Origin of the sequence: Bradyrhizobium japonicum USDA 6 (assembly GCF_000284375.1) — a bacterium.
GTDB lineage: Bacteria > Pseudomonadota > Alphaproteobacteria > Rhizobiales > Xanthobacteraceae > Bradyrhizobium > Bradyrhizobium japonicum.
Window position 1 is genome coordinate 6,898,315 of the sequence record NC_017249.1, and the last position, 23,612, is coordinate 6,921,926.

Here is a 23,612-nt window from a genome sequence, read left to right on the forward strand (position 1 = left end):
TTAAAATATTGCATCGCGTCAGCTTCACGTCAGTTTCGCGCCGGCCATTGCGGCGGATGACTGCCGAGCGGCATCGCCGGGCGGCTCCATCGCGCCGGCGTTGTCGACAGCAGCGAGGAATGGCGCACCGCCTTCAACGTGCCGAAGCCAGATGGCATGGCCTCGATGAATGCAGCATGTACGGCCTCCCCCGTAAGATCCGGGGTGTCCAGGCCGCCATCGAGCCGGCCGAGATTCCACAGCCAGCGTCCGGTCTGCGCCAGCGATACGCGCACGTGCCAGCTCCCGCCTTCGCGGGCCTGGCGCGCCTTGGCCATCATCGCGCCGAACGCCATCAGATAGCCGGTGGCATGATCGAGCATCTGCGCCGGCAATTCCTTCGGACCGTCGATGCCGGCGGCCTGCCCCTCGGCGTGGTTGAAGCCCGTCGTGGTCTGCACCAGTGAATCGAAACCGCGCCGCTCCGCCCAGGGGCCGGCATGGCCATAGGCCGAGAGCGTGACATAGACGATGCCCGGATTGATGTTCGCTGCATCCTCCGGCGCGAACCCGAGGGCTGCGAGCGCTCGCGGACGATAGCCCTGCGAGAAGATGTCGGCGCCCTTCAGCAGTTCGCGCAGCTGCGCCCTGCCCGCCTCGCTCTTCAGCTCGACCAACGTGGTGAGCTTGCCGCGGCCGGTGTCGATGGTGAGCCAGGGAATGGCCGGCAGCTCCGGCCCCGAAACGAGCAGCACATCCGCGCCGTGCGCGGCGAGCGTGCGGCCGGCAACGGGGCCTGCGATGACGCGCGAGAGATCGAGCACGCGCAGGCCGGAAAGCGGTCGATCGCCGTTCGACAATCCCTGCGGCCATGGCTTGGGCGGGGCCTCGCCGATCTTCTCGATCGAGACCAGCGGCAGTTCGGCGAGCGCGCGCGCCTGCGGCAGCGCGGACCATTCGTCGTAGGAGCGCATCAGGGCGACGACGCCGCCTGCGGCATAGGCCGCAGTTTCAAAATCCTCGCCCCTCCATTGCATCAACGCGGCCTGAACCTTGTCGCGCTCGGGCTCGCAGCCGAGCACGTTGCAGACGGCGTCGCGATGATGCGGGAAATTGGTGTGGCAGCGGACGAAGCGGTTGTCTCCGGTTTTGTAGACGCCGGCGATGGCGTCCCAGGCCGGCGGCGGCGGCTTGTCGTCGAGGCGCAAATAGCGCTCCGAACGGCATTCGGCGACGGCGTGGCGCATGTCGACGGAGACGTCCTGGGGCTCACCGCTGCGCAGTCTCCAGATTTCGGCGGCGGCAAGACCGGCGGCGGCGATCGTCGTCTGTCCGGCGACGGCGACACGAAACGAGGACGGAATTTGCGGCTCCTCGCCGGTCAGCCGCACGCGCTCGAGCGCGGCCTTGTCGCCGCCGGTGGAGGTCCAGAGATCTTTGAGAATATCGGCGGGGCTTTGCATGACCGCTTCTCTCCCTTTCAGATTTGAGCATGGTCTTTTCGGAAATCCGCTGCGCATTTTCCGGATCATGCTGTAGTTTTCGCGACCATGTCATGATCGCAGAAAGGAATGCAATGGCCGCCGTAGATCCGCTCACCGCAGGCGCCGTGTTTATCGCAACGGCGGCCACCGACGCAGTCTATGTCATGTTCACCTCGGCCGTGATCGCGCGCAAGCGCGTGCCGGCGGCGAACTGGAGCGCGGTCTGGTACCTGCTCTCCTCCTACGCCGTGATCAGCTACACCGAAAACCCGTTCTATGTCGCTTTCGCGGCGATCGGCTCGTGGGCCGGCGCCTACGCCTCACTGACCTTCCTGCACCGCCCGCCCGGCGGCCCGCCGGTGGGGGCGTCGCCGGAGTGAGGGCGGCACTCTTTCGGCTCGCACGGTGTCATCATCCGCGAAGGCGGACGATCCAGTATTCCAGAGGCGGTTGTGATTGAAGCGAGAGGCCGCGGCGTACTGGATACCCCGTTTTCGCGGGGTATGACACCGAGAACGAATTCGACATCCTCGCTCAAACAACTAAGCTCCGCACGATCAACAAAAAGGAAAACCAAACAATGGATCTCGGTCTCAAAGGCAAGAACGCCATCGTCCTCGGCGGCACGCGCGGCATCGGGCGGGCGATTGCGGCGACGCTCGCCGGCGAAGGTGCCAATGTCGCGGTGTGCGCGCGCAACGCGGATCAGGTTGCGGCGACCGTCACTGAACTCAAGGCAAGCGGTATCCGTGCCAGCGGCGGACCGGTCGACGTCACCGACGGCGCGGCGTTGAAAGTGTGGATCGAGACTGCTGCAAAGGAGCTCGGCGGCGTCGACCTGCTGTTCGCCAATGCCGGCGCGATGGCGCAAGGCGCGGATGCGGCGTCCTGGGAGCAGAACTTCCGGCTCGACGTGCTCGGCGCCGTGCATGCGTTCGACGCCGCGCGGCCGTTCCTCGAGGCCAGCGGCGAGAAAAGCGGCGATGCCGCCTTCGTCATCATCTCCTCGATCTCGGCGGCGCAGGCCGATCTCGCCAGCTCCTACGGCCCGATCAAGGCGGCGCTGATCCACATGGCCAAGGGACTGGCTCGGCAATACGCAAAGAAGAAGATCCGCGTCAACGTGGTGTCGCCCGGCACGGTCTATTTCAAGGGCGGTGTCTGGAACATGATCGAGCAGAACATGCCGGAGCGCTACAATGATGCGATGAAGCGCAATCCGACGGGCCGCATGGCGACGCCGCAGGAGATCGCAAGCGCGGCGGTGTTTCTGGCAAGCCCGGTATCGGGGTTCACCACGGGCTCCAATCTCGTCGTGGACGGCGCGATCTCGAACCGGGTGAACTTCTAGAGGGCACGCTGTCATCGCCAGACTTGATCGGGCGATCCAGTATTCCAGAGACAGCGTGGCTAGAACCGAGAAGCCGCAGCGTACTGGATACCCCGCTTTCGCGGGGTATGACAGTCGAGTGTGTCGCGTACGATCACGCCAACAAACTCGTCATTGCGAGCGTAGCGAAGCAATCCAGACTGCCACCGCGGAAAGACTCTGGATTGCTTCGCTACGCTCGCAATGACGGTGTGGAGGCATCCTGCCACTCCTTCAATGAAAATCCCGCGATGGCGGCAGGATGCGGACGTTGCGGGGGTGGCGGATTTTTTGCGCCGGCATGTCCGCGTGGGCGCGGGGATCGTCGTTGAGGGGCTCGATCAGATCGGCGCCTGCCGGCACCGGATGCTTGCGGCTCAGCGCGTCGTTGGCGAGCCCGACCAGATCCTGCGAGCGATCGACCATGCGCTGGGCGATGAGATGCGTCACCTTTTCGGGGCTGCTCTGGATATAGCCCTCGACCAGGATGAGGCGCGCGCCCATCACCTCCTTGCGGTACTGCTCCATGACCTTGGGCCACACCACAACATTGGCGATGCCGGTCTCGTCCTCCAGCGTCATGAACACGACGCCGCTGGCGCTGCCCGGCCGCTGCCGCACCAGCACCACGCCGGCGCAGCGGACGCGGCGCCGCTCGTTCTCATGGCTGATGTCCCTGCAGGCCACCACACGCTCGCGCGAAAACATCTCGCGCAAAAACTCCATCGGATGGCCCTTCAGCGATAGCCGGATGGTCTGGTAGTCCGCGACCACCTGCTCGGCCCGCGGCATCTCCGGCAATGGTTTTGCGTGCTCGTCCGGCTGCTCGCGCGCGGTCGCGGCCTCGAACAGCGGCAGCGGCACGTCGTCGGGCAGCCGCCGCACCTGCCACAGCGCCTCGCGGCGGTCGAGGCCGAGCGAGCGGAACGCGTCGGCATCCGCGAGCAGGATCAGCGCACGCTTGGGCAGACCGGTGTCGCGGGCGAAGTCCTCGAGCGAGGTGAAGGGATGGCGGTTGCGGGCGGCGACGATGCGGTCGGCCCAGTCGGTTGCTCCGTCATTCCGGGGCGACGCGCCAGCGTCGAGCCCGGAATCCATAACCACCATCGGGCGTATGGATTCCGGGCTCGCGCCTTTCGGCGCGCCCCGGAATGACGACTGGATGGCTTTCAACTTCTCCTCATCCTCGTCCAGCCAATGAAAGCCGTCGATCTGGCGGAACCCCAGACGCACGGCGCAGTATTTGCCGTCGGTATTCTCCAACGTGTTTTGCGCAAAGCTGTAGGAGACGTCGATGTCGCGCACCTCGACGCCGTTCTTGCGGGCGTCGCCGACGATCTGCGCCGGCGCGTAAAAGCCCATCGGCTGCGAGTTCAGCAGGCCGCAACAGAACGCATCGGGGTGATGATATTTCAGCCATGACGAGATGTAGACGAGCTGCGCGAAGCTCGCGGCATGGCTCTCCGGAAAACCGTAGGAGCCAAAGCCCTTGATCTGGTCAAAGCAGCTTCTGGCGAAGTTGGCATCGTAGCCGCGCGCGACCATGTTGCCGATCAGCTTCTCCTCGTATTGGCCGATGGTGCCGACATTGCGGAAGGTCGCCATCGAGCGGCGCAGACCGTTAGCCTCTTCGGAGGTGAATTTCGCCGCCTCGATCGCGATGCGCATCGCCTGTTCCTGGAACAAAGGCACGCCCAGCGTTTTGTGCAGCACATTGTAAAGCTCGTCCTTGTCGCCATGGTCCGGCGACGGAGACGGATAGCTCACTTTTTCCAGACGGTTTCGCCGTCGCAGATATGGGTGCACCATGTCGCCCTGGATCGGCCCGGGGCGTACGATCGCGACCTCGATGACGAGATCGTAGAAGGTCCGCGGCTTCAGGCGCGGCAGCATGTTCATCTGTGCGCGGCTCTCGACCTGGAACACGCCGAGGGATTCCCCGGCACACAGCATGTCGTAAACCTTGGGATCGTCCTGAGGGACACTCGCCAGCACCCAACGCTTGCTCTTGTGGTGGTCGATCAAATCAAAACATTTCCGGATGCAGGTCAGCATGCCCAGCGCGAGCACGTCGACCTTCATCATGTTGAGCGCGTCGACGTCGTCCTTGTCCCACTCGATGAAGGTGCGGTCGTCCATCGCGGCGTTGCCGATCGGCACATAGGTGTCGAGCCGGTCTTGCGTCAGCACATAGCCGCCGACATGCTGGGAGAGATGGCGCGGGAATTCGATCAGCTCGGTCGCGAGCTCCACCGCGAGGTTGATCATGGGATTGCTGGGATCGAGCCCGGCCTGCCTGACCTGCATGTCGTTGAGGCCCTTGCCCCAGCTTCCCCACACGGTGTCGGCGAGCGCGGCGGTGACATCCTCGGTCAGGCCCAGCGCCTTGCCGACGTCGCGGATGGCGCTGCGCGGGCGGTAATGGATGATCGTAGCGATGATCGCGGCGCGGTGGCGGCCGTAGCGGCGATAGACATATTGCATCACCTCCTCGCGCCGCGAATGCTCGAAATCGACGTCGATATCAGGCGGCTCCAGCCGCTCCTTGGAGATGAAGCGCTCGAACAGCAGATCGACCTTGGTCGGGTCGACCGAGGTGATGCCGAGCACGTAGCAGACGGCCGAGTTCGCCGCCGACCCCCGCCCCTGGCACAGGATGTTCTGGCTGCGCGCGTAGTGCACGATGTCGTGCACGGTGAGGAAGTAGTGCGCATATTTCAGCTCGGCGATCAGCGCGAGCTCCTTCTTCAGGGTCGCGCGCAGCTTGTCATCGATCTTGCCGCCGAAATATTTGTCGACGCCCGCCCAGGTCAGATCTTCCAGATGCCCCTGTGCGGTCTTGCCTCGCGGCACAGGTTCGTCCGGATACTGGTATTTGAGCTGGTCGAGCGTGAAATCGATCTTGCCCGCAAAGCGCATGGTCTCCGCGATCGCCTCGGGAAAATCGCGGAACAGCCGCGACATTTCGCGCGGCGTCTTCAGGAAGCGCTCGGCATTGGCTTCGAGCTTCCGTCCGACCGACTCGATCGTGGTTTTTTCCCGGATGCAGGTCAGCACGTCCTGGAGAGGACGGCGGCCGGGATGGTGATAGAGCACCTCGTTGGTCGCGAGCAGTGGCACGTTTGCTTTGGCGGCGAGATCATCGAGCCGCGCCAGCCGGCGGCGGTCGTCGCCGCGATAGACCAGGCTCGCCGCCAGCCACACACCCTCGGCGCGGCTGTCCTTAAGCTTGGCGAGAACATCCAGCGCCTGCGCGGGCTCGAAGCGATGCGGCAACGTCAGGATCAGGAGCTGGCCTTCCGCAAACTCAAGAAGATCACCGAAGGTAAGATGGCATTCGCCTTTCTCGATCCGCGTGATGTCGTCGCCGCGCTTGCCCCTGGTGAGGAGCTGGCACAGCCGGCCATAGGCGGCGCGGTCGCGCGGATAGACAAAAATGTCGGGCGTGCCGTCGATGAAGACGATGCGCGCGCCGATCAGCAATTTCGGCTTGTGCAGCACCTTGTCATTGTCGAGCTCCTTGTAGGCGCGCACCACGCCGGCGAGCGTGTTGTGATCGGCGATGCCGATCGCGGGAATGCCGAGGAGGCTCGCTTGATGCACATAGGCGCGCGGATCCGAGCCGCCGCGCAGGAAGGAGAAATTGGTGGTGATGCCGATCTCGGCATAAGCTGATGTCGTCATGCGAAGAGACCGTGCACATACCAGTTGGGGGGAATGGGTTTGCCTTCGTCGTCGAACACCTCTCCTTCGTAAAGGCCGTCGCGAAAGATCCAGAAGCGCAGGCCTTCGGCGTCCTCGATGCGGAAATAATCCCGCGTCAGTTGCTTGCCGTCCTGCCGCCACCATTCCATCGCGATGCGCTCGGGCCCTTCCACCCGCACCACCGCATGCAGCGCGCGGCGCCAGGTGAACTGATGCGGCGGGCCGTCGGGCACGGTCGCGAACGGCACCTTGATCGGCTCCGGTCTGTCGAACAGCCGCAGGGGGCGCAGCGGCGGCTCGCTCTCGGTGCGCGCCGGCCATTCGGCCTGCATGGCCACGGCGAGATGGTGCTGGGCAGGCGCGGCCAGTACCGCACATTCCGGGATATGGGTATCCTCAGGCAAATGCACGACGACGCGCTTCCCGCCGATGCGCGCGGCGATGCGGTCGATCAGCGCGGCGAGTTCGTCATTGTCGTGGACATGGGCGTCGAGATCGCGCTGCTCCTGCACAACGATCTCGGTGCGGCTCGCCGACAGCCGCACCATGTCGAAGCCGAAGCCGGGATCCAGCGGATCGGCGAGCGCATCGAGGCGTTCGCGAAATAGCCGGTCGATGACTTTGCTTTGCGTCACCGGCCGCCCGGTCTCGACCATGATCGCGCGCACCACGCCGTCGGTGCGAAAGAAGGCGGCTTCCAGGCGCCGCGCGCCCTTGCCCTGCTTCTCCATCGACGCGATCAGCGTGTCGGCGAGCCGCGACAGCGTCATCGCGATCATGGTGTCGGTGGCGATCGGTTCGGCAAAGCGCTTCTCCACGATGTAATCCGGCAACGGTTTGCGCGGATTGATGGGGGCATCGCCATGTCCCTGCGCATGCGCGAGCAGCGTGGAGAACCGCGCGCCGAATCGCGCCGTGATCTCATGCGGCTCGCGCGAGGCGACATCGCCGATGGTTTTCAGGCCGGCGCGGCGCAGACCAGTGGTGATGGCCTCGCCCGCACCGAGCGTGGACACCGGCAGCCGTCTGATCGCCACCGCCTCCCCGCCATCGGCGACGATGGTGCCGGAGGCCTGCCGCGTCAGCGTGCGCGCGCAGACCGAGGTGCCGGCGATCGCCGCGCTGACGGCAAAACCCTGACGGGCGAGCGCGCGCACCAGCGTCTGCAACAGCGCGGCCTCGCCGCCGAACAGATGCGCGCAGCCGGTGATGTCCAGAAACAGCCCGTGCGGCGGGTCGAGCGCCACCAGCGGCGTGAAGCGGTCGCACCAGTCGGCGACGTCGCTGAGCGTCTTCGCATCGGCCACGACATCGGCGTCGAACACTTTCAAGTCCGGACACATCGCCCGCGCATTCGCGAGCGGCTGACCGATATACAAGCCGAGGCGCTCGGCGGCCTCGTCCAGCGCATGGATCACCAGCGCATTGTTGTCCTTGATGACAACGATGCTCGGATCATTGGCCTTACCCAGCGCGCCGAAGAACCGCTGAATCCGATCGATGGGCAGGCGTGGCAGCCACAGGCTGAGGATACGTCGACGGTTCAGAGAACTGGCACTCATCACATTTCCATTCGATGATCCACCGGCCGCACGGGCCATGACGATTGCGTAAGAGCTCCGCATCGAAGCGCGGCGCGCCCCAGGCACTCCAAGGCGCCGCAGGCATTGAAGCCGGGCCCGGCGGCGAATGCGCCGCGCGCAGCATCCACCGCGTCTCCGCGGTCGAGGGCAGCGGCTGCGCCGCCATCCGCAGCATCAGGCCGGTGACACCGGACGATTGCGCGACCAGCGTCAGCTTGCGGCTCGCCACCAGATCGAACTGCCTGACATCGCCCCAGAGCTCGAGCACGACGGCGCCCAGCGCATCGCAGGCGAGCGCATCGGCCGAGGTGCGCAGCGCGCTCTCGACATCGGCGGCGCGCACCATCACCACGCGGCGCGGATCGAGACCGATTTCGGCAAGCCCGCTCATCGACAGTGCGCCGGTCTCGAGTTCCGAAAAATCTTGCCGCACCCACAGCAGCGGCCGGCGAGCGGTCACGCGCCCGGCGAGGCCCATGACAAAGCCGGTCGCGGCCGCGCCCTGGCGCCCCTCGCAAAACACCTCATGGATCACCGCGCGCGCGAGCCCGCCCTTCAGCGCGCTGTCGACCTCGCCGTGGCCGAGCGCGACGCGATCGTGCTGATGCACGACCTCCGCCGTCTCGATGCGCTCGATCTGGCCGCGCAAGGTCGCAAGCGCATTCATCCGTGCGCCGCTCATATACGCCGCTCCTTCAGAGGTGATTGCCGAGGTTCTCAAAAATAAGAACCTGCGGCTGGCTCATTTGTTCACGATATGTTCTAATATAAAGCTAACAGCGGCCCGGGAGTCAATCGAATTGGTGCTCATCCGGATTCGTAAGCTGAATCAAAGGGATTCCACGATGGACGTACAACGCAAGCTGGAGATTCTGGCCGATGCCGCCAAATACGATGCGTCGTGCGCCTCCAGCGGCACCGAGAAGCGGGATTCCAGCGATGGCAAGGGCATGGGCTCGACCGCGCCGGGCATGGGCATCTGCCATTCCTACGCGCCGGACGGACGCTGCATCTCGCTGCTCAAAGTGCTCCTGACCAACGCCTGCAATTACGACTGCCTTTATTGCGTCAATCGCGCCTCTTCCAACGTGCCGCGTGCCCGCTTCACCATCGACGAAGTGGTCAAGCTCACGCTCGACTTCTACCGGCGCAATTACATCGAGGGCCTGTTCCTCTCCTCCGGCATCATCCGCAGCCCCGACTACACCATGGAGCAGGTGGTCAGCGTCGCGCGCAAACTGCGCGAGGAGCACCACTTCCGCGGCTACATCCATCTCAAGACCATTCCCGAGGCCGACGACGCGCTGATCGCCGAAGCCGGCAAATATGCAGATCGCCTCTCCATCAACATCGAGATGCCTGAGGAGACGAGCCTGCAGCGATACGCGCCGGAGAAGGATGTGCGTGCGATCCGCCGCACCATGGGCCGGCTGCGGCTGAAGCTCGACGAGGCCGCGGAAAACCGCAGCACAAAGACGAAGGCGAGGCCGCAGCGCTTCGCGCCCGCCGGTCAGAGCACGCAGATGATCGTCGGCGCCGACGCGGCCTCCGATCACACCATTCTCCACACCAGCGCCAATCTCTATGGCTCCTACAGGCTGCGGCGCGTCTACTACTCCGCCTTCAGCCCGATCCCCGATGCCAGCCGCGCTTTGCCTCTGGTACAGCCGCCGCTGTTGCGCGAGCACCGGCTCTACCAGGCCGACTGGCTGATGCGGTTCTACGGTTTCGATGTTGCGGAGATCGTTGACGACAGCGCGATGCTGCCGCTCGACATCGATCCGAAGCTCGCCTGGGCGCTGCGCCATCGCGACCGCTTCCCGCTCGACGTCAACCGCGCCAGCCGCGAGGAGCTGTTGCGCGTGCCCGGCTTCGGCACCAAGGCGGTCGAACGCATCATCGCGACACGGCGCACCACCACGATCCGCCTCTCCGATCTCGCGCGGCTGCACGTGCCCCGCAACAAGGCGCTGCCGTTCATCATCCTCAGCGATCACCGGCCCGCCCCGCATCGCCTCGACGAGGCGCGGCTGATCGAACGGTTCAAGCCGAAGGCAACACAACTGGGGTTTGGCTTCTGATGCAGTACATCTCCCTCGACACCGAAACCGATTTCGACGGCTGGCGCAAAGCCGCGCGGTCGCTCGTGCTGCATCATGTGCAGCCAGCCGATGTCACCTGGACCGTACAAGGCGGCGAAGCCGAGTTGTTCGCACCGCCCGCGCCGTCTCCGATACTTGAGGTGAACGACGGCACCTTCAATGTGTCGGCAAAATTCGTCGATCTCGCCAAGGCCGCGATCCTGCATCGCGACGGCGAGCGCTTTGCGATCCTCTATCGCCTGCTCTGGCGCTTGAAGGACAATCACGATCTCATCGAGGTCGCGACCGATCCCGATGTCGCGCAAGTCACCGCAATGGCAAGAGCAGTCCATCGCGACGAGCACAAGATGCATGCCTTCGTGCGCTTCCGCGAGATCGGACGCGAACGCGCGGCGCATTACGTCGCCTGGTTCGAACCGGAGCATCACATCGTCGAGCTAGCCGCACCGTTCTTCGCCAAGCGCTTCGCCGACATGCCCTGGTCGATCCTGACACCCGATCTGTGTGCGCATTGGGATGGCCACGCGCTCTCGTTCACGTCGGGCGTGAGCAAGAGCGAAGCACCCGGCGAAGACCGGCTGGAGGAAACCTGGCGGCGCTACTACGCCAGCATCTTCAACCCGGCGCGGCTGAAGGTGAAGGCGATGCAGACGGAGATGCCGAAGAAATACTGGAGGAACCTGCCCGAGGCGTCGATCATTAAGCCCTTGATCGAGGACGCCGAGCGCATGACCGGCGCCATGATCGCCAATGCCGCAACCGATCCGCACAAGCCCCAGAAGCGGCCGGAGGCTCCGATGCCACGCAAGCTGACTGCCGACGATCTCGAAGCGCTCCGCCAGGAGGCCGCCCATTGCCGCGCCTGCCCGCTCTACAAGGACGCGACGCAGACCGTATTCGGCGAGGGCCCGAAAGACGCCACCATCATGCTGGTCGGCGAGCAGCCCGGCGACAAGGAAGACCTCGCCGGCCACCCCTTCGTCGGCCCGGCCGGCCAGATGCTCGATCGCGCGCTTCAGGAAGCCGGCGTCGACCGCAACAAGGTCTATGTCACCAACGCGGTGAAGCACTTCAAATTCGTGCCGCGGGGAAAGATTCGTCTGCACCAGAAGCCGGCGACGCCGGAGATCCGGGCGTGCCGGCAATGGTACGAGCGGGAAGTTTCGGCAATCCAGCCCGAACTCATCGTGGCGATGGGCGCCACCGCCGCGCAGAGCGTGTTCGGCAAGATCACCCCGATCGGCAAGACCCGTGGCCGGCTCATAGATCTGCCCGAGGGGCGCAAGGCACTGGTGACGGTGCATCCGTCCTATCTGCTGCGGCTGCCTGATCCGGAAGCGAAGGTGCTGGAATATCAGCGCTTTGTCGAAGACCTGAAGATTGCCGCCGGCTTGCAGAAGAAAGCCCCGCGCGCCGCCTAAATGCTGGCAAATACTGGAGGGAAGCGACTTTACGACGCAGCTGTCATCCAGCCTTCAAATCCATCGCGGACAATAGCCCTTTCAAATTAGTTAAGGGGCGTCCAAAAATGACAGATGTTGCATTCGACCGTGCGGTAGGCGATCCGACGCCTGTCCAGCCGGCTTCCAGGCCCAATCTCGACAAGGGATTTAACCCGCTCACGATGATCCTGTTCTTCGGCATCCTTGCCGCGGGCCTGCTGTTCGTTGCCTACAGCATCTATGTCGACGTCAACGCGACCGGCACGAAGGTGACGACCTTCCTGCCCTACATCCTCCTGTTCGTTGCGCTGCTGATCGCGCTCGGCTTCGAATTCGTCAACGGCTTCCACGACACCGCCAACGCGGTGGCGACCGTGATCTACACCCATTCGCTGCCGGCCGAATTCGCGGTGATGTGGTCGGGCTTCTTCAACTTCCTCGGCGTGCTGCTGTCCTCCGGTGCCGTCGCCTTCGGCATCGTCTCGCTGCTGCCGGTCGAGCTGATCCTCCAGGTCGGCTCCAGCGCCGGCTTCGCCATGGTGTTCGCACTCTTGATCGCCGCGATCATCTGGAACCTCGGTACCTGGTATTTCGGCCTGCCCGCCTCCTCCTCGCACACGCTGATCGGCTCGATCATCGGCGTCGGCATTGCCAACGCCGTCATGCGCGGCCGCGACGGCACCTCGGGCGTTGACTGGAGCAAGGCCACCGAGATCGGCTACGCGCTCCTGCTGTCGCCGCTGTTCGGTTTCATCTGCGCCGCCGTGCTGCTGCTGCTGCTCAAGTTCATCGTGCGCAACCCGGCGCTCTATGCCGCGCCCGAAGGCAACAAGGCGCCGCCGCTCTGGATCCGCGGCCTGCTGATCGCGACCTGCACCGGCGTCAGCTTCGCCCACGGCTCGAACGACGGCCAGAAGGGCATGGGCCTGATCATGCTCATCCTGATCGGCACCGTGCCGACGGCCTACGCGCTCAACCGCACGCTGCCGGAGAGCCAGGTCGCCCAGTTCCAGAAGGTCTCGGAGGCCGCCTCCAAGGTGATCGCGGCCAAGGGCGCTGGTCACTCGATCATCGGCGATCCCCGTCCTGCGGTGACGCAGTACATCACCTCGCACCACATCAGCGAAGGCACTTACCCCTCGCTGTCGGTGCTGGTGAAGGATGTCGGCGACCAGGTCGCGAAGTACGGCTCGCTCAACAAGGTACCGGCGGAAGTGGTCGGCAACACCCGTAACGACATGTACCTGACCTCGGAAGCGATCCGCTTCCTGATGAAGGACAAGGAAAACGACCTCAACAAGGAAGAGGTCGCGACCTTGAACGCCTACAAGGGCGGGCTCGATAGCGCCACCAAGTTCATCCCGCTCTGGGTGAAGGTCGCGGTGGCAATCGCACTCGGCCTCGGCACCATGGTCGGATGGAAGCGCATCGTCGTCACCGTCGGTGAGAAGATCGGCAAGACCCATCTCACCTACGCGCAGGGCGCCTCCGCCGAGCTGGTCGCCGCCGCCACGATCGGTGCCGCCGACGTGTTCGGCCTCCCGGTCTCGACCACCCACGTGCTGTCGTCCGGCGTCGCCGGCACCATGGCCGCGAACGGCTCGGGCCTGCAGATGGCGACCATCCGCAACCTGCTGATGGCCTGGGTGCTGACGCTGCCCTGCGCGATCGCGCTGTCGGCCACGCTGTATGTGATCTTCTCGCGGATCTTCTGAGCTTCTTTCCCTCTCCCCGTTCTTACGGGGAGAGGGTTAGGGTGAGGGGCTGCCTCCGCGATCACGGTGAGAGACGGACTCGCGGAGAGCCCCCCTCACCCGATCGCTTGCGCGATCGACCTCTCCCCGCAAGCGGGGCGAGGTGAACAAGAAGCGTTAAGACGCCGCGAGCGATTCCTCGACCAGCTTGACCCAATAGGACGTGCCGAACACGATCGCCTCGTCGTTGAAATTGTAGGCGGGGTGATGCAGGCCGGCGCTGTCGCCGTTGCCGCAGAAGATGAAGGCGCCGGGCCGCGCTTCCAGCATGTAGGCGAAATCCTCGCCGCCCATCAGCGGCGGCATCTCGTGCACATTGGCTTCGCCGGCGACGTTCCTGGCGATTCGCCGCGCCACCTCGGTCTCCGCGGCGTGGTTGTTCACGACAGGGTAGTTGCGCTTGTAGTGCAGGTCGATCTTGGCGCCGGTGATCTGCGCCACGCCCGCCACCACTTCGTGCACGCGCTTCTCGACCAGCTTGCGCACCTCCGGCGACAACGTGCGGATGGTGCCCCTCAACGTCGCAGTCTGCGGAATGACGTTGCGGGCATTGCCGGCGTGGAATTCGCAGATCGAGATCACGGCCGATTCCAGGGGATCGACGCTGCGGGCGACGATCGACTGCAGCGCGGTGATCACCTGCGCGCCGACCAGCACGGAATCGACGCATTTGTGCGGACGCGCGGCGTGGCCCCCGAGGCCCTCGATCATGATGTCGACCTCGTCGGTCGCCGCCATGATCGGGCCCGGCCGGATCGCGAACGAGCCGATCGGAATGCCCGGGCCGTTGTGCATGCCGTAGACCTGCTCGATGCCGAAACGCTCCATCAGGCCGTCCTTGACCATGGCCGCGCCGCCGGCACCGCCCTCCTCGGCAGGCTGGAAGATCACGACAGCATCGCCGGCGAAGTTACGCGTCTCGGCGAGGTAGCGGGCCGCACCGAGCAGCATCGCGGTGTGGCCGTCATGGCCACAGGCGTGCATCTTGCCCGGAGTCTTGGAGGCGTAAGGCAGGTTGGTCTGCTCGTCGACAGGCAGCGCGTCCATGTCGGCACGCATGCCGATCACCTTGAGCCCCTCGCCGGCCGGCTTGCTGCCCTTGATCACGCCAACCACGCCGGTCTGCCCGAGGCCGGTCACGACCTCGTCACAGCCGAACTCGCGCAGCCGGTCCGCAACGAATGCTGCGGTGCGGTGGACGTCGTACAGCAGCTCCGGATGCTGGTGGATGTCCCGGCGCCAGGCCTGAATATCGGGTTGAAGGTCGGCGACGCGGTTCACGATGGGCATGGAGGGTCTCAAGCTTTGTTGGGAATACAGGACTGTCTACCATGCAAGCACGAGTCCACCTAACTCCGGCGGATCGAGGGTCCCCTGTGCTCTCGTCATGGCCGGGGGTTGCCACCAGCTTGTCTTGGCCATCCACGTCTGACTATTAGGACGGAAAGCGCGTGGATGCCCCGGACAAGCCCGGGCATGACGCCTGTTTGGGTGGAAGCAGAATGCCGAGGCGCCTCGAAGGTGAGTTTGACTACATTGTCGTCGGAGCCGGCACGGCCGGCTGTATCATTGCCAACCGGCTCTCGGCCGAGCCAGGGAATCGCGTCCTCATTCTCGAAGCCGGCGGCGACGACAACTGGATCTGGTTCCACATTCCGGTCGGCTATCTCTTCGCGATCGGCAATCCGCGTTCGGACTGGATGTTCAAGACCGAGGCCGAGCCGGGCCTGAACGGCCGCTCGCTGGCCTATCCCCGCGGCAAGGTGATCGGCGGCTCTTCGGCGATCAACGCCATGATCTCGATGCGCGGACAGGCCGCCGATTACGACCACTGGCGCCAGCTCGGCATGACCGGCTGGGGCTATGACGACGTGCTGCCGCTGTTCAGGAAACTCGAAGATCACTTCCTCGGCGCGAGCGAACATCACGGCGTCGGCGGCGGCTGGCGCATCGAGGCGCCGCGGCTGTCATGGGCCGTTCTCGACGCCGTCGGCGATGCCGCCGAGGAGATGGGCATCAAGCGCATCCCGGATTTCAACACCGGTGACAACGAAGGCACCAGCTATTTCCACGTCAACCAGAAGCGCGGCCGGCGCTGGTCGTCGGCGCGCGGCTTCCTCAAGCCCGCACTGAACCGTCCCAACCTGCGGCTCGAGAAGAACGTGCTGGTCGATCGTCTCATCATCGAGCAGGGCCGCGCCGCCGGCGTACGCTTCATCCAGAATGGCGAGGTCATCGAGGCGCGTGCCAAGCGCGAAGTGATCCTCTCGGCAGGCTCCATCGGCTCGGTGCAGGTGCTGCATCGTTCCGGCATCGGGCCTGCCGACTGGCTGTCGCCGCTCGGCATCGACATCGTGATGGACAAGCCCGGAATCGGCCGCAACCTCCAGGACCACCTCCAGCAGCGCGCGATCTACAAGGTCGAGGGCGTGCGCACGCTGAACGAGACCTACTACAATCTGTTCCGCCGTGGCCTGATGGGGCTCGACTACGCCTTCCGCCGCCGCGGACCCCTGACCATGGCGCCGTCGCAGCTCGGCATCTTCACGCGCTCCGATGCGACGCGCGCCCGCGCCAACATCCAGTTCCACGTGCAGCCGTTGTCGCTCGACAAGTTCGGCGATCCCCTGCACCGCTTCCCCGCGATCACGGTGAGCGCCTGCAATCTGCAGCCGACCTCGCGCGGCACGGTGCGGCTGCGCTCGGCGAGCCCGGACGAGAAGCCGATCATCGCGCCGAACTATCTGTCGACCGACGACGACCGCCAGGTCGGCGCCGACGCCATCCGCACCACGCGGCGGCTGATGCAGCAGAAAGCGCTCGCGAAATATCGCCCGAGCGAATATCTGCCCGGTCCTACCGTCGGCGACGACGATGCCTCGCTCGCCAAGGCCGCCGGCGACATCGGCACCACCATCTTCCATCCCGTCGGCACCGCGAAGATGGGCGCGGCGAATGATCCGATGGCGGTGGTGGACGAGCGGCTGCGTTTCTACGGCCTGAGCGGCCTGCGCATTATCGACGCGTCGGTCATGCCGACGATCACCTCCGGCAATACCAACACGCCGACCGCGATGATCGCCGAGAAGGGTGCGACGATGATTTTGGAGGACGCGAAGTAGCGTCCCGTCCCCATGATCAATCCACATCGCTTCTCCATCGGCCCCATTGACGCGCAGATCGCGATGCTGCGATGGGGCGAGAGCGGGAGGCCGCCCGCCCTGCTCGTGCACGGCACCGGTTTCGTCGCCGACGTCTGGGACGAGGTCGCGCGCCAGCTTGCATCGACCTACACGGTTTACGCGCTCGATCGCCGTGGCCACGGAGCGAGCCACAAGCCCGATGCCTATCATTTCCTTGATTATGCCGAGGATGTCTGCCGGGTGATCGATGCGCTCGATCTGTGCGACGTCTACGGCATCGGCCACAGCGCCGGCGCGACCGATCTCCTGCTCGCGACGAAACTTCGGCCAGGACGCTTCACGCGCCTGTTCGTGATGGAGCCGACCGTGATGGACCCGCGCGCGGCACGGCCCAGGGGCTTGAGCGAAGACTCACTCACCCGCGTCCAGGGCACGCTGCGCCGGCGGGCCGAATTCGACAGTGCCGACACCGTGTTCGAGCGCTACCGCACAGCGCCGGCATTTGCCGATTGGACCGAACCATCGCTGCGGGCCTATGTGCGCCACGGCTTCGTGCCGCTGGAGAATGGCGGGGTTCGGCTTTGCTGCACGCCCGAGATCGAATTCGCAATCCTGCGTCCGATCTACGAGGCGATGGAGCAAGTCTATGTCGGCGATGCCCGCGGCAATCCATTTGCCTCGCTCACCGAGATCGACTGCCCGGTACGCGTCACCACCGCCGCGAAGTCGGGACCGATCTACAAGGAGATGGCGTCACGCGCCGTGTCGCTGATTCCGCGCGTCAGCACGCTGGTCTTTGAGGGCGCCGGGCACTGTGTAGCGCAGGAAGTGCCAGAACGCGTGGTGGACGCCGTGCGCGAGTTCGCAGAGTAGGTGTCGTGCCCCGGACGCGTCCGGGACACGAGATCCGCCACCTCACGAAAACGTCATCGCATCCGGGAATAAGTCTCCCCTCCCCCAATCACCTCCCCGAAGCCCAATTCCGGGCGATGTGGAGACGTGCGATGAGCGGACACGATCACGGGGACGGCGTCAGCCGCCGCAAGGTGCTGGAATGCATGACCTGGGCCGGCACCGGGGTGCTCTGGACCATCACGGGCGGCGTGCCGCGCTCGCTCGGCATCATCGATTCCGCGCAGGCCGCCACGGCAGCCGCGCCCGGCATGACCTTCCTCCAGATCAGCGACAGCCATGTCGGCTTCGACAAGCCGGCGAACCCCAACGCGCTCGGCACGCTGGAGGAAGCCGTCAACAAGATCAACGCAATGCCGGCCAAACCCTCCTTCATGATCCACACCGGCGACATCACGCATCTGTCGAAGGCCGCCGAGTTCGACAATGCCGACCGCATCATCTCGCAGAGCAAGCTCGACGTGCACTACGTGCCGGGCGAGCATGACTTCCTCGACGAGGAGGTGAAGTTCTATCGCGAGCGTTACGGCCGCGGCACCAAGGGTGCAGGCTGGTATTCGTTCGACGCCGGCGGCGTGCACTTCATCGGCCTCGTCAACGTCGTCGACCTCAAGGCCGGCGGCCTCGGCAATCTCGGCGCCGAGCAGCTTGCCTGGCTCCAGGACGACCTGCGCGGTAAGTCGAAATCGACGCCGATCGTGCTGTTCGCGCACATCCCGCTCTGGACGGTCTATCCCGAATGGGGCTGGGGCACCGAGGACGGTGGCCGCGCGCTGGAACAGGTGAAAGGTTTCGGCTCCGTCACCGTGCTGAACGGCCATATCCATCAGGTGATGCAGAAGGTCGAGGGCAACGTCACCTTCCACACCGCGCGCTCGACGGCGTTCCCGCAGCCGGCGCCGGGGTCCGCGCCCTCGCCCGGACCGATGAAGGTCGAGGACGCAAAGCTGCGCGGTATGCTCGGCGTCGCCAGCATCAACTTCAAGCAGAACGAGCAGCGGCTCGCGATCATCGACACGCCGCTGCAGGGTTGATCCGGGGCTGAACGGAATCTGACAATGAAAACACTCAATCGCCGCGACTTCGGTGTCGACTTCGGTCTCGCTTTGGTCGCGGCCATCCTGTTGCCCGCAACGACGGCCCGTGCCGACGACATGGAAGTGCATATCGACAATTTCGTTTTCCAGCCGGCCGAGTTGAAGATCAAGCTCGGCACCACCGTGACCTGGACCAACCGGGACGACATCCCCCACACCGTGGTGTCGGCCGGCAAGTTCAGGTCCAAGGCCCTGGACACCGACGACAAGTTCTCGTTCACCTTCACCAATGCGGGCGACTACAAATATTTTTGTTCGTTGCACCCGCACATGACGGGGATGATCAAGGTTGAGTAACGCCTCGAACCAAGGCATCAACGTCTTGCCCGGCCGGTGGTCCCACGCCGGCCGGGCTCGTGTGCCTTCCGTCACACACCGGGACGAAACGAACAAGGACGAAACAACGCGACGCGCAGAACAAGAGGCAAAGCGAGGAGCGATGCCCGCCAACGACGATTTGCAGAAGGCGCAGCGCTTCCGCGAAGCCGCGCTGCCCTATCTCGACGACGTCTACACGCTCGCGCGCTATCTGCTGCGCGATGCCTCCGACGCCGAGGATGCGGTGCAGGAGTGCTATCTGCGCGCGCTGAAGCACTTCGACAGCTATCGCGGGCCGGCGATGAAGCCCTGGCTGTTCGCGATCCTGCGCAACGTCTGCAACGCCGAATATGCGCGGCGCGCGCACAGGCCCAGCGCGATCGAGGATACGCCCGGCGCCGCCGAGCAGACGCCGATCTGGCAGGAGAGCGAGGCGAGCCCGGAAACCGAAGTGCTGCGCAGCCGCGATGCCAGCGCCATCCGCAAGCTGATCGACGCGCTCGCCGAACCGTTCAAGGAAACATTCGTGCTGCGGGAGATCAACAACCTGTCCTATCGTGAAATCGCCGAGGCCGTCGGCGCCCCCGTCGGCACCGTGATGTCCCGCCTCGCCCGCGCCCGCGCCATGCTGCGCGCGGCCTGGACGGCGGAAGAGGAGCACTCGAGATGACCTGCGACGAAGCAAAAATCCTGCTTCACGCGCTGCTCGATAACGAGCTCGATGCCGGCCACGCGCGCGAGGTCGAAGCCCACATTGCCGGCTGCCCCGACTGCGCCGCGGAGTTTGCCGCACAACGCGAGATGCAGCGCGTGCTCGCCGACACCGATTTGCGCTATGCCGCGCCCGCCAGCCTGCGGACCCGGATTGAAGCCGCGCTGCCGCAGCCGCAGCGCCGGCAACCGACCCGCCGCTCGGTGCTGCGCGGCTTTGCGATGGGCTCTGCCGTCTCCGCGCTCGCCGCCTCCGGCGTCGTCGCCGTGGTGCTGCGCCAGGACGACCAGCAGCGCATCCTGTCGGAGGTCGTCTCCGCGCATCTGCGCTCGCTGCAGGCCGGCCATCTCATCGACGTGGTCTCCACCGACCAGCACACCGTGAAGCCATGGTTCAACGGCAAGCTCGACGTCGCCCCGCCCGTGATCGATCTCACCGCGCAAGGCTTCACCCTGGTCGGCGGCCGGCTCGACTATATCGACGCCCGCGCCATCGGTGCCGTCATCTACAAGCGCCGGCAGCACGTGATCAATTTGTTCGTATCGCAGACATCGAACGCGGAATATCGCGCGCCGAAGACCGAGACCATGCAGGGCTTCAACTGCCGCCGCTGGGGCAATCGCGGCCTGAACTTCTGGGCCGTCAGCGATATCGGCGCCGACGAGCTCGCCGAATTCGTCGACAAGTTCGAGGCGGCGATGAAGGCGAACGTTGAGGGGTAACGGGCACCACCGTCATTGCGTCGCGGCCCCTGTCATTGGGCCGCGGGTTCGGCCGCTTGGCTCGCAATAGCGATCTAGAACATTCCGTTGCTATGCACCGCCGTGTCGGGCACGGGCTGGCGCACCTCCCAATGCTCGACGAGCTTGCCGCCCTCGAGGCGGAAGATGTCGACGATGGCAAGACCGGGATCCGCGGGCGTGCGCTGCGCGTGGACATGCGCGATGACGAGATCGCCATCGGCTGCGATCCGCTTGACCTCGGCGCGCAGCTCCGGAAACTGCCGGTGCAGCTCGGACAGGTGCTTTCGAATGCCCTCGACGCCATCCGCGATCATGGGGTTGTGCTGGACGTAGCACGGACCGAGATGGATCGCGGCCGCATCGAAATCTCCCCGGTTGATCGCCGTTTCCAGAAATTCGCGCACGATCGCCTTGTTGGCCGACATTTCGCTCATCAGCTTGTTCTCCCATGACACGTCACGCGTTCTGGAACGGCGCGGCAGCGGCGTCGATGTGCGAGGCTTGCAAAGTCATGTCCGATCGTCTCAAAAAGCGACCGTCGGCACGCGGGAGCGGACGTGATGGATGCAAGGTCGGAGGTGTTGGCGGCGTATCGCACCGGCGGCGCGTTCCTTGGCACGGCCCTACTGCGCCGTCCCTGGGGGATCGGCGTCGAGCCGCAGCGGAACTCTGCGCTTCACGTCGTGCTCGCGGGCAGTTGCTGGCTGAAGCTGACGGGCCGTGACGAGCCCATTCGTCTTTCACCCGGCGACGTGGTCCTGGTCGCGAGTGGCGTCGGCCATGCGCTGAGCGATCCGCCGGATGCCGAGATCATTCCCATTCGTGACGCGCTGTCCGCCGTATCAGCCCCGGAGGCGGCCTCGGCGTCCGATGCAACGAGGCTGCTATGCGCGAAATACCAGCTCGACGAGGCTGGGCCTCATCCGATGGTGTCGCTGATGCCGCCCTTGGTTCACCTCACCGCAAAGCAGGTCGAGGCCAACGAGCCGTTGCGACTGGCGTTACAGTTGCTCCGTGTCGAAGCGCAGGGCCGCCGCAGCGAGGCCGAAATCATCGCATCGCGCCTGCTCGACAGCGCATTGGTCCTGCTGTTGCGCGCGTGGATGGACAATCAGCCCGCGGGCAGCGGCAACTGGTTCGGCGCATTGAGCGATCCCGCGATTGCGCGCGCCTTGCGCCTCATCCATGAGCAGCCGCAGGACGACTGGACGGTCGCAGCCCTGGCGGATCACGCCCTGCTCTCCCGCGCCACCTTCGCGCGCCGTTTCACGCAACTGGTCGGAGAGCCGCCGCTCGCCTATGTCACGCGCTGGCGGATGAGCCTGGCGGCGAAAGCGCTGCGTGAAACCGGCCGCTCCATCGACGAGATCGCACGGGCCGTAGGCTACGAGTCCGCGCCGTCGTTCTCGAAGGCCTTCAGTCGCATGTTTGGACGATCACCAGGACGCTATCGAAACGGCAGCTCGTGAATGTATATTTGGCGACGGTAGGAGAAGGCCAAGAAACTCAAGCCCCTGCATCCTGGCGAGGTTCTGCTGGAGGAATTCCTTGTTCCGCCGAACATGTCTCCCCGCTCTCGCCAAGACATGCGGCCTGCCCCGCACGCGGATCGGGCGGATTGCGAATGAGCAGACCGGGATCACCGCCGACACCGCACTTCGGCTGGCCAAGGCGCTCGGCACGACCGCCGAGCTTAGGCTCAATCTTCAGAATGATTACGACATCCAGATCGCCAGACGCGATCTCGGCAAGGCACTCGACCGCATCAAGACCGTGAACAAGCCGAAAGCGGCCTGAGCGATCGGTGACCTTACGCCGACCGCCGCACCGCGTTGTCCACCAGCGTCTTGCCGAGCGACCAGATCGCGCCGGGGACCTTGTGGCTGCCGGCGATGACGTCGTCGAAGGCGCGCTCGATCCAGCCGCAATCTTCCTCGGTGATGGTGAGCGGCGGCAACAACTTGATGGTGTGGCTGCCGTGACCGGCGACTTGCGTGAGGATCTTGTGATCCTTGAACAGCGGCACGGTGATGAGCTGGCAGAACAGGCCCTTGTTGGCTGCTTCCAGCACGTTCCAGGACGCCCGCAGCCGCAGCGACTTCGGCGGGCCGAACTCGACGCCGATCATCAGGCCCTTGCCGCGCACTTCCTTCATCAACTCGTAGCCGGGCACCATGCGCGTCAGCGCGAGGCGCAGCTCGGCGCCACGCTTGGCGGCGGACTCGATCAGCTTCTCGGACTCCATGACGTCGAGCGTCGCGATGCCCGCGGCCATCGCCAGATCGTTCTTGGAGAAGGTGGAGCCGTGCACCACCGCACGGTCCATCTGGTTGAATATCTTGTCGAAGATGCTCTTGCGCGTCAGCACGGCGCCGACCGGCACGTGGCCGCCGGACAGCGACTTCGACAGCAGGACCATGTCGGGCTCGACGTTCCAGTGCTCGACCGCCAGGAAGCGGCCGGTGCGGCCCATGCCGGTCTGGATCTCGTCGGCGACGAACAGCGTGCCGTATTTCTTGCAGAGCGCGGCAGCACCCGGCAGGAACTCGTCGGTGGGCATGTTGACGCCCTTGCCCTGGATCGGCTCGACAACGAAGGCCGCAACCTCGCGCGAGGCCAGCGCCTTTTCGAGCGCGGCGAGGTCGTTGAACGGGATAGAGGTGCAACCGGGCAGCAGCGGCTCGAAGCCGGTGCGGAAGTTCGAATCACCCGTCAGCGACAGCGCGCCATAGGTCAGGCCATGATACCCGTGGGCGCAATAGACGATGCCGGGACGGCCGGTGGCGCCGCGCGCGAATTTGATCGCCGCTTCGACGCATTCGGCGCCGGAATTGGCGAAGAACGCCTTGTCGAGATAGGGGACGTATTTCAGCAGCCGCTCGGCGAGGACGCCGGCGAGCACCGAGACGTCGAACTGGACGAGATTGGGCAGGTCGGCATCGAGCACGCTCTTCAGCGCCTCGCGCATGACCGGGTGATTGCGCCCGATCGCGAACACGCCAAAGCCGGACAACAGGTCGAGATAGCGCGCGCCCTCGCGATCGTAGAGGTACTGCCCCTGCCCCTTCTGGAAGCCGACGTCGTAGCCGATGGTCTTGAGAACCCGAACGAACTGCTCGTTCAGATGCCGATTATGCAGGGTGCTGCGCTGGGCCTGACGGTCCGCGAATAGCTGAGACATGTCTGGATTTGGGCTGTGCATCCGCTACATACTTCGCTTGAGGGCCGGCTCGTCAACTGAAAAGGGACCGTTACCGAAAACGGTCTGT

The 23,612-nt window shown here is 65.0% G+C and carries 20 protein-coding genes; 13 read left to right on the plus strand and 7 right to left on the minus strand.

Annotated elements, in window-relative coordinates:
- Window positions 1-29: 29 nt before the first annotated feature.
- Entirely contained in the window at window positions 30-1,442 is a 1,413-nt protein-coding gene (locus BJ6T_RS32415) for a CoA transferase (RefSeq protein WP_014496793.1), read from the minus strand.
- Between the two features lie 113 nt (window positions 1,443-1,555).
- On the opposite strand from BJ6T_RS32415, the gene BJ6T_RS32420 reads away from it, so the two are divergent.
- Together BJ6T_RS32420 and BJ6T_RS32425 are read left to right on the plus strand one after the other, a co-directional pair.
- Window positions 1,556-1,843, plus strand: coding sequence for a hypothetical protein (locus tag BJ6T_RS32420; RefSeq protein ID WP_014496794.1), 288 nt, complete (start codon window positions 1,556-1,558; stop codon window positions 1,841-1,843).
- A gap of 200 nt (window positions 1,844-2,043) precedes the next feature.
- Window positions 2,044-2,814, plus strand: coding sequence for an SDR family NAD(P)-dependent oxidoreductase (locus BJ6T_RS32425; protein WP_014496795.1), 771 nt, complete (start codon window positions 2,044-2,046; stop codon window positions 2,812-2,814).
- A gap of 252 nt (window positions 2,815-3,066) precedes the next feature.
- Here the strand turns inward: BJ6T_RS32425 and BJ6T_RS32430 are convergent, their stop codons facing one another.
- Genes BJ6T_RS32430 through BJ6T_RS32440 form a run of 3 tightly spaced genes read right to left on the minus strand, consistent with a single transcriptional unit; the run spans window position 3,067 to window position 8,802 of the window.
- Window positions 3,067-6,516 (minus strand): error-prone DNA polymerase, encoded by a 3,450-nt coding sequence (locus BJ6T_RS32430; RefSeq protein WP_014496796.1) that lies wholly within the window; start codon window positions 6,514-6,516, stop codon window positions 3,067-3,069.
- The gene (locus BJ6T_RS32435; protein WP_014496797.1) at window positions 6,513-8,099 is read right to left on the minus strand and encodes a Y-family DNA polymerase; all 1,587 of its coding nucleotides are present in this window, start codon (window positions 8,097-8,099) and stop codon (window positions 6,513-6,515) included. The genes BJ6T_RS32430 and BJ6T_RS32435 overlap by 4 nt, the downstream gene beginning before the upstream one ends.
- Window positions 8,002-8,802: an ImuA family protein gene (locus BJ6T_RS32440; protein WP_014496798.1), complete on the minus strand. Its 801-nt coding sequence runs from the start codon at window positions 8,800-8,802 to the stop codon at window positions 8,002-8,004. Before BJ6T_RS32440 ends, BJ6T_RS32435 begins: the two co-directional genes overlap by 98 nt.
- Before the next feature lie 163 nt (window positions 8,803-8,965).
- Between BJ6T_RS32440 and BJ6T_RS32445 the strand changes: the two genes are divergently transcribed.
- The 3 genes from BJ6T_RS32445 to BJ6T_RS32455 all read left to right on the plus strand — a co-directional run bounded on the left by BJ6T_RS32445 (window position 8,966) and on the right by BJ6T_RS32455 (window position 13,379).
- A complete protein-coding gene (locus tag BJ6T_RS32445) occupies window positions 8,966-10,201 on the plus strand; it encodes a putative DNA modification/repair radical SAM protein (RefSeq protein ID WP_014496799.1) in 1,236 nt (411 codons plus the stop codon).
- Window positions 10,201-11,643 (plus strand): UdgX family uracil-DNA binding protein, encoded by a 1,443-nt coding sequence (locus tag BJ6T_RS32450; RefSeq protein WP_014496800.1) that lies wholly within the window; start codon window positions 10,201-10,203, stop codon window positions 11,641-11,643. Before BJ6T_RS32445 ends, BJ6T_RS32450 begins: the two co-directional genes overlap by 1 nt.
- A gap of 107 nt (window positions 11,644-11,750) precedes the next feature.
- Entirely contained in the window at window positions 11,751-13,379 is a 1,629-nt protein-coding gene (locus BJ6T_RS32455) for an inorganic phosphate transporter (protein ID WP_014496801.1), read from the plus strand.
- Window positions 13,380-13,535: 156 nt separating this feature from the next.
- Here BJ6T_RS32455 and BJ6T_RS32460 read toward each other — a convergent pair whose 3' ends face one another.
- The gene (locus tag BJ6T_RS32460; RefSeq protein ID WP_014496802.1) at window positions 13,536-14,708 is read right to left on the minus strand and encodes a M20 aminoacylase family protein; all 1,173 of its coding nucleotides are present in this window, start codon (window positions 14,706-14,708) and stop codon (window positions 13,536-13,538) included.
- Window positions 14,709-14,920: 212 nt separating this feature from the next.
- Here BJ6T_RS32460 and BJ6T_RS32465 point away from each other — a divergent pair, with 212 nt between their 5' ends.
- The 6 genes from BJ6T_RS32465 to BJ6T_RS32490 all read left to right on the plus strand — a co-directional run bounded on the left by BJ6T_RS32465 (window position 14,921) and on the right by BJ6T_RS32490 (window position 20,322).
- Complete coding sequence (locus BJ6T_RS32465; RefSeq protein WP_014496803.1) at window positions 14,921-16,540, plus strand: GMC family oxidoreductase; 1,620 nt, start codon at window positions 14,921-14,923, stop codon at window positions 16,538-16,540.
- Window positions 16,541-16,552: 12 nt separating this feature from the next.
- Window positions 16,553-17,434 carry an alpha/beta fold hydrolase gene (locus tag BJ6T_RS32470; RefSeq protein ID WP_014496804.1) on the plus strand — a complete coding sequence of 294 codons (882 nt, stop codon included), beginning with the start codon at window positions 16,553-16,555 and terminating at the stop codon, window positions 17,432-17,434.
- A 131-nt stretch (window positions 17,435-17,565) separates the two neighbouring features.
- Complete coding sequence (locus BJ6T_RS32475) at window positions 17,566-18,507, plus strand: metallophosphoesterase family protein (RefSeq protein WP_014496805.1); 942 nt, start codon at window positions 17,566-17,568, stop codon at window positions 18,505-18,507.
- A gap of 24 nt (window positions 18,508-18,531) precedes the next feature.
- A complete protein-coding gene (locus BJ6T_RS32480; protein ID WP_014496806.1) occupies window positions 18,532-18,867 on the plus strand; it encodes a cupredoxin domain-containing protein in 336 nt (111 codons plus the stop codon).
- Between the two features lie 142 nt (window positions 18,868-19,009).
- Window positions 19,010-19,558, plus strand: coding sequence for a sigma-70 family RNA polymerase sigma factor (locus BJ6T_RS32485; RefSeq protein WP_014496807.1), 549 nt, complete (start codon window positions 19,010-19,012; stop codon window positions 19,556-19,558).
- Window positions 19,555-20,322, plus strand: a complete 768-nt coding sequence (locus BJ6T_RS32490) for an anti-sigma factor family protein (RefSeq protein ID WP_014496808.1) — start codon at window positions 19,555-19,557, stop codon at window positions 20,320-20,322. The genes BJ6T_RS32485 and BJ6T_RS32490 overlap by 4 nt, the downstream gene beginning before the upstream one ends.
- Before the next feature lie 74 nt (window positions 20,323-20,396).
- On the opposite strand, the gene BJ6T_RS32495 is transcribed toward BJ6T_RS32490, so the two are convergent.
- Window positions 20,397-20,777 (minus strand): nuclear transport factor 2 family protein, encoded by a 381-nt coding sequence (locus tag BJ6T_RS32495; protein WP_197538866.1) that lies wholly within the window; start codon window positions 20,775-20,777, stop codon window positions 20,397-20,399.
- A 126-nt stretch (window positions 20,778-20,903) separates the two neighbouring features.
- Here BJ6T_RS32495 and BJ6T_RS32500 point away from each other — a divergent pair, with 126 nt between their 5' ends.
- Window positions 20,904-21,812, plus strand: coding sequence for an AraC family transcriptional regulator (locus BJ6T_RS32500; RefSeq protein ID WP_014496810.1), 909 nt, complete (start codon window positions 20,904-20,906; stop codon window positions 21,810-21,812).
- A gap of 79 nt (window positions 21,813-21,891) precedes the next feature.
- Window positions 21,892-22,140 carry a HigA family addiction module antitoxin gene (locus tag BJ6T_RS32505; RefSeq protein ID WP_014496811.1) on the plus strand — a complete coding sequence of 83 codons (249 nt, stop codon included), beginning with the start codon at window positions 21,892-21,894 and terminating at the stop codon, window positions 22,138-22,140.
- Window positions 22,141-22,153: 13 nt separating this feature from the next.
- Here BJ6T_RS32505 and hpnO read toward each other — a convergent pair whose 3' ends face one another.
- Entirely contained in the window at window positions 22,154-23,545 is a 1,392-nt protein-coding gene (gene hpnO / locus BJ6T_RS32510) for an aminobacteriohopanetriol synthase HpnO (RefSeq protein ID WP_014496812.1), read from the minus strand.
- Between the last annotated feature and the right edge of the window lie 67 nt (window positions 23,546-23,612).

Bases quoted from the DNA above. Each gene is read 5' to 3' on its own strand.
- BJ6T_RS32415 (WP_014496793.1), bottom strand. From the start codon at position 1,442: ATGCAAAGCCCCGCCGATATTCTCAAAGATCTCTGGACCTCCACCGGC.
- BJ6T_RS32420 (WP_014496794.1), top strand. From the start codon at position 1,556: ATGGCCGCCGTAGATCCGCTCACCGCAGGCGCCGTGTTTATCGCAACG.
- BJ6T_RS32425 (WP_014496795.1), top strand. From the start codon at position 2,044: ATGGATCTCGGTCTCAAAGGCAAGAACGCCATCGTCCTCGGCGGCACG.
- BJ6T_RS32430 (WP_014496796.1), bottom strand. From the start codon at position 6,516: ATGACGACATCAGCTTATGCCGAGATCGGCATCACCACCAATTTCTCC.
- BJ6T_RS32435 (WP_014496797.1), bottom strand. From the start codon at position 8,099: ATGAGTGCCAGTTCTCTGAACCGTCGACGTATCCTCAGCCTGTGGCTG.
- BJ6T_RS32440 (WP_014496798.1), bottom strand. From the start codon at position 8,802: ATGAGCGGCGCACGGATGAATGCGCTTGCGACCTTGCGCGGCCAGATC.
- BJ6T_RS32445 (WP_014496799.1), top strand. From the start codon at position 8,966: ATGGACGTACAACGCAAGCTGGAGATTCTGGCCGATGCCGCCAAATAC.
- BJ6T_RS32450 (WP_014496800.1), top strand. From the start codon at position 10,201: ATGCAGTACATCTCCCTCGACACCGAAACCGATTTCGACGGCTGGCGC.
- BJ6T_RS32455 (WP_014496801.1), top strand. From the start codon at position 11,751: ATGACAGATGTTGCATTCGACCGTGCGGTAGGCGATCCGACGCCTGTC.
- BJ6T_RS32460 (WP_014496802.1), bottom strand. From the start codon at position 14,708: ATGCCCATCGTGAACCGCGTCGCCGACCTTCAACCCGATATTCAGGCC.
- BJ6T_RS32465 (WP_014496803.1), top strand. From the start codon at position 14,921: ATGCCGAGGCGCCTCGAAGGTGAGTTTGACTACATTGTCGTCGGAGCC.
- BJ6T_RS32470 (WP_014496804.1), top strand. From the start codon at position 16,553: ATGATCAATCCACATCGCTTCTCCATCGGCCCCATTGACGCGCAGATC.
- BJ6T_RS32475 (WP_014496805.1), top strand. From the start codon at position 17,566: ATGAGCGGACACGATCACGGGGACGGCGTCAGCCGCCGCAAGGTGCTG.
- BJ6T_RS32480 (WP_014496806.1), top strand. From the start codon at position 18,532: ATGAAAACACTCAATCGCCGCGACTTCGGTGTCGACTTCGGTCTCGCT.
- BJ6T_RS32485 (WP_014496807.1), top strand. From the start codon at position 19,010: ATGCCCGCCAACGACGATTTGCAGAAGGCGCAGCGCTTCCGCGAAGCC.
- BJ6T_RS32490 (WP_014496808.1), top strand. From the start codon at position 19,555: ATGACCTGCGACGAAGCAAAAATCCTGCTTCACGCGCTGCTCGATAAC.
- BJ6T_RS32495 (WP_197538866.1), bottom strand. From the start codon at position 20,777: ATGAGCGAAATGTCGGCCAACAAGGCGATCGTGCGCGAATTTCTGGAA.
- BJ6T_RS32500 (WP_014496810.1), top strand. From the start codon at position 20,904: ATGGATGCAAGGTCGGAGGTGTTGGCGGCGTATCGCACCGGCGGCGCG.
- hpnO (WP_014496812.1), bottom strand. From the start codon at position 23,545: ATGCACAGCCCAAATCCAGACATGTCTCAGCTATTCGCGGACCGTCAG.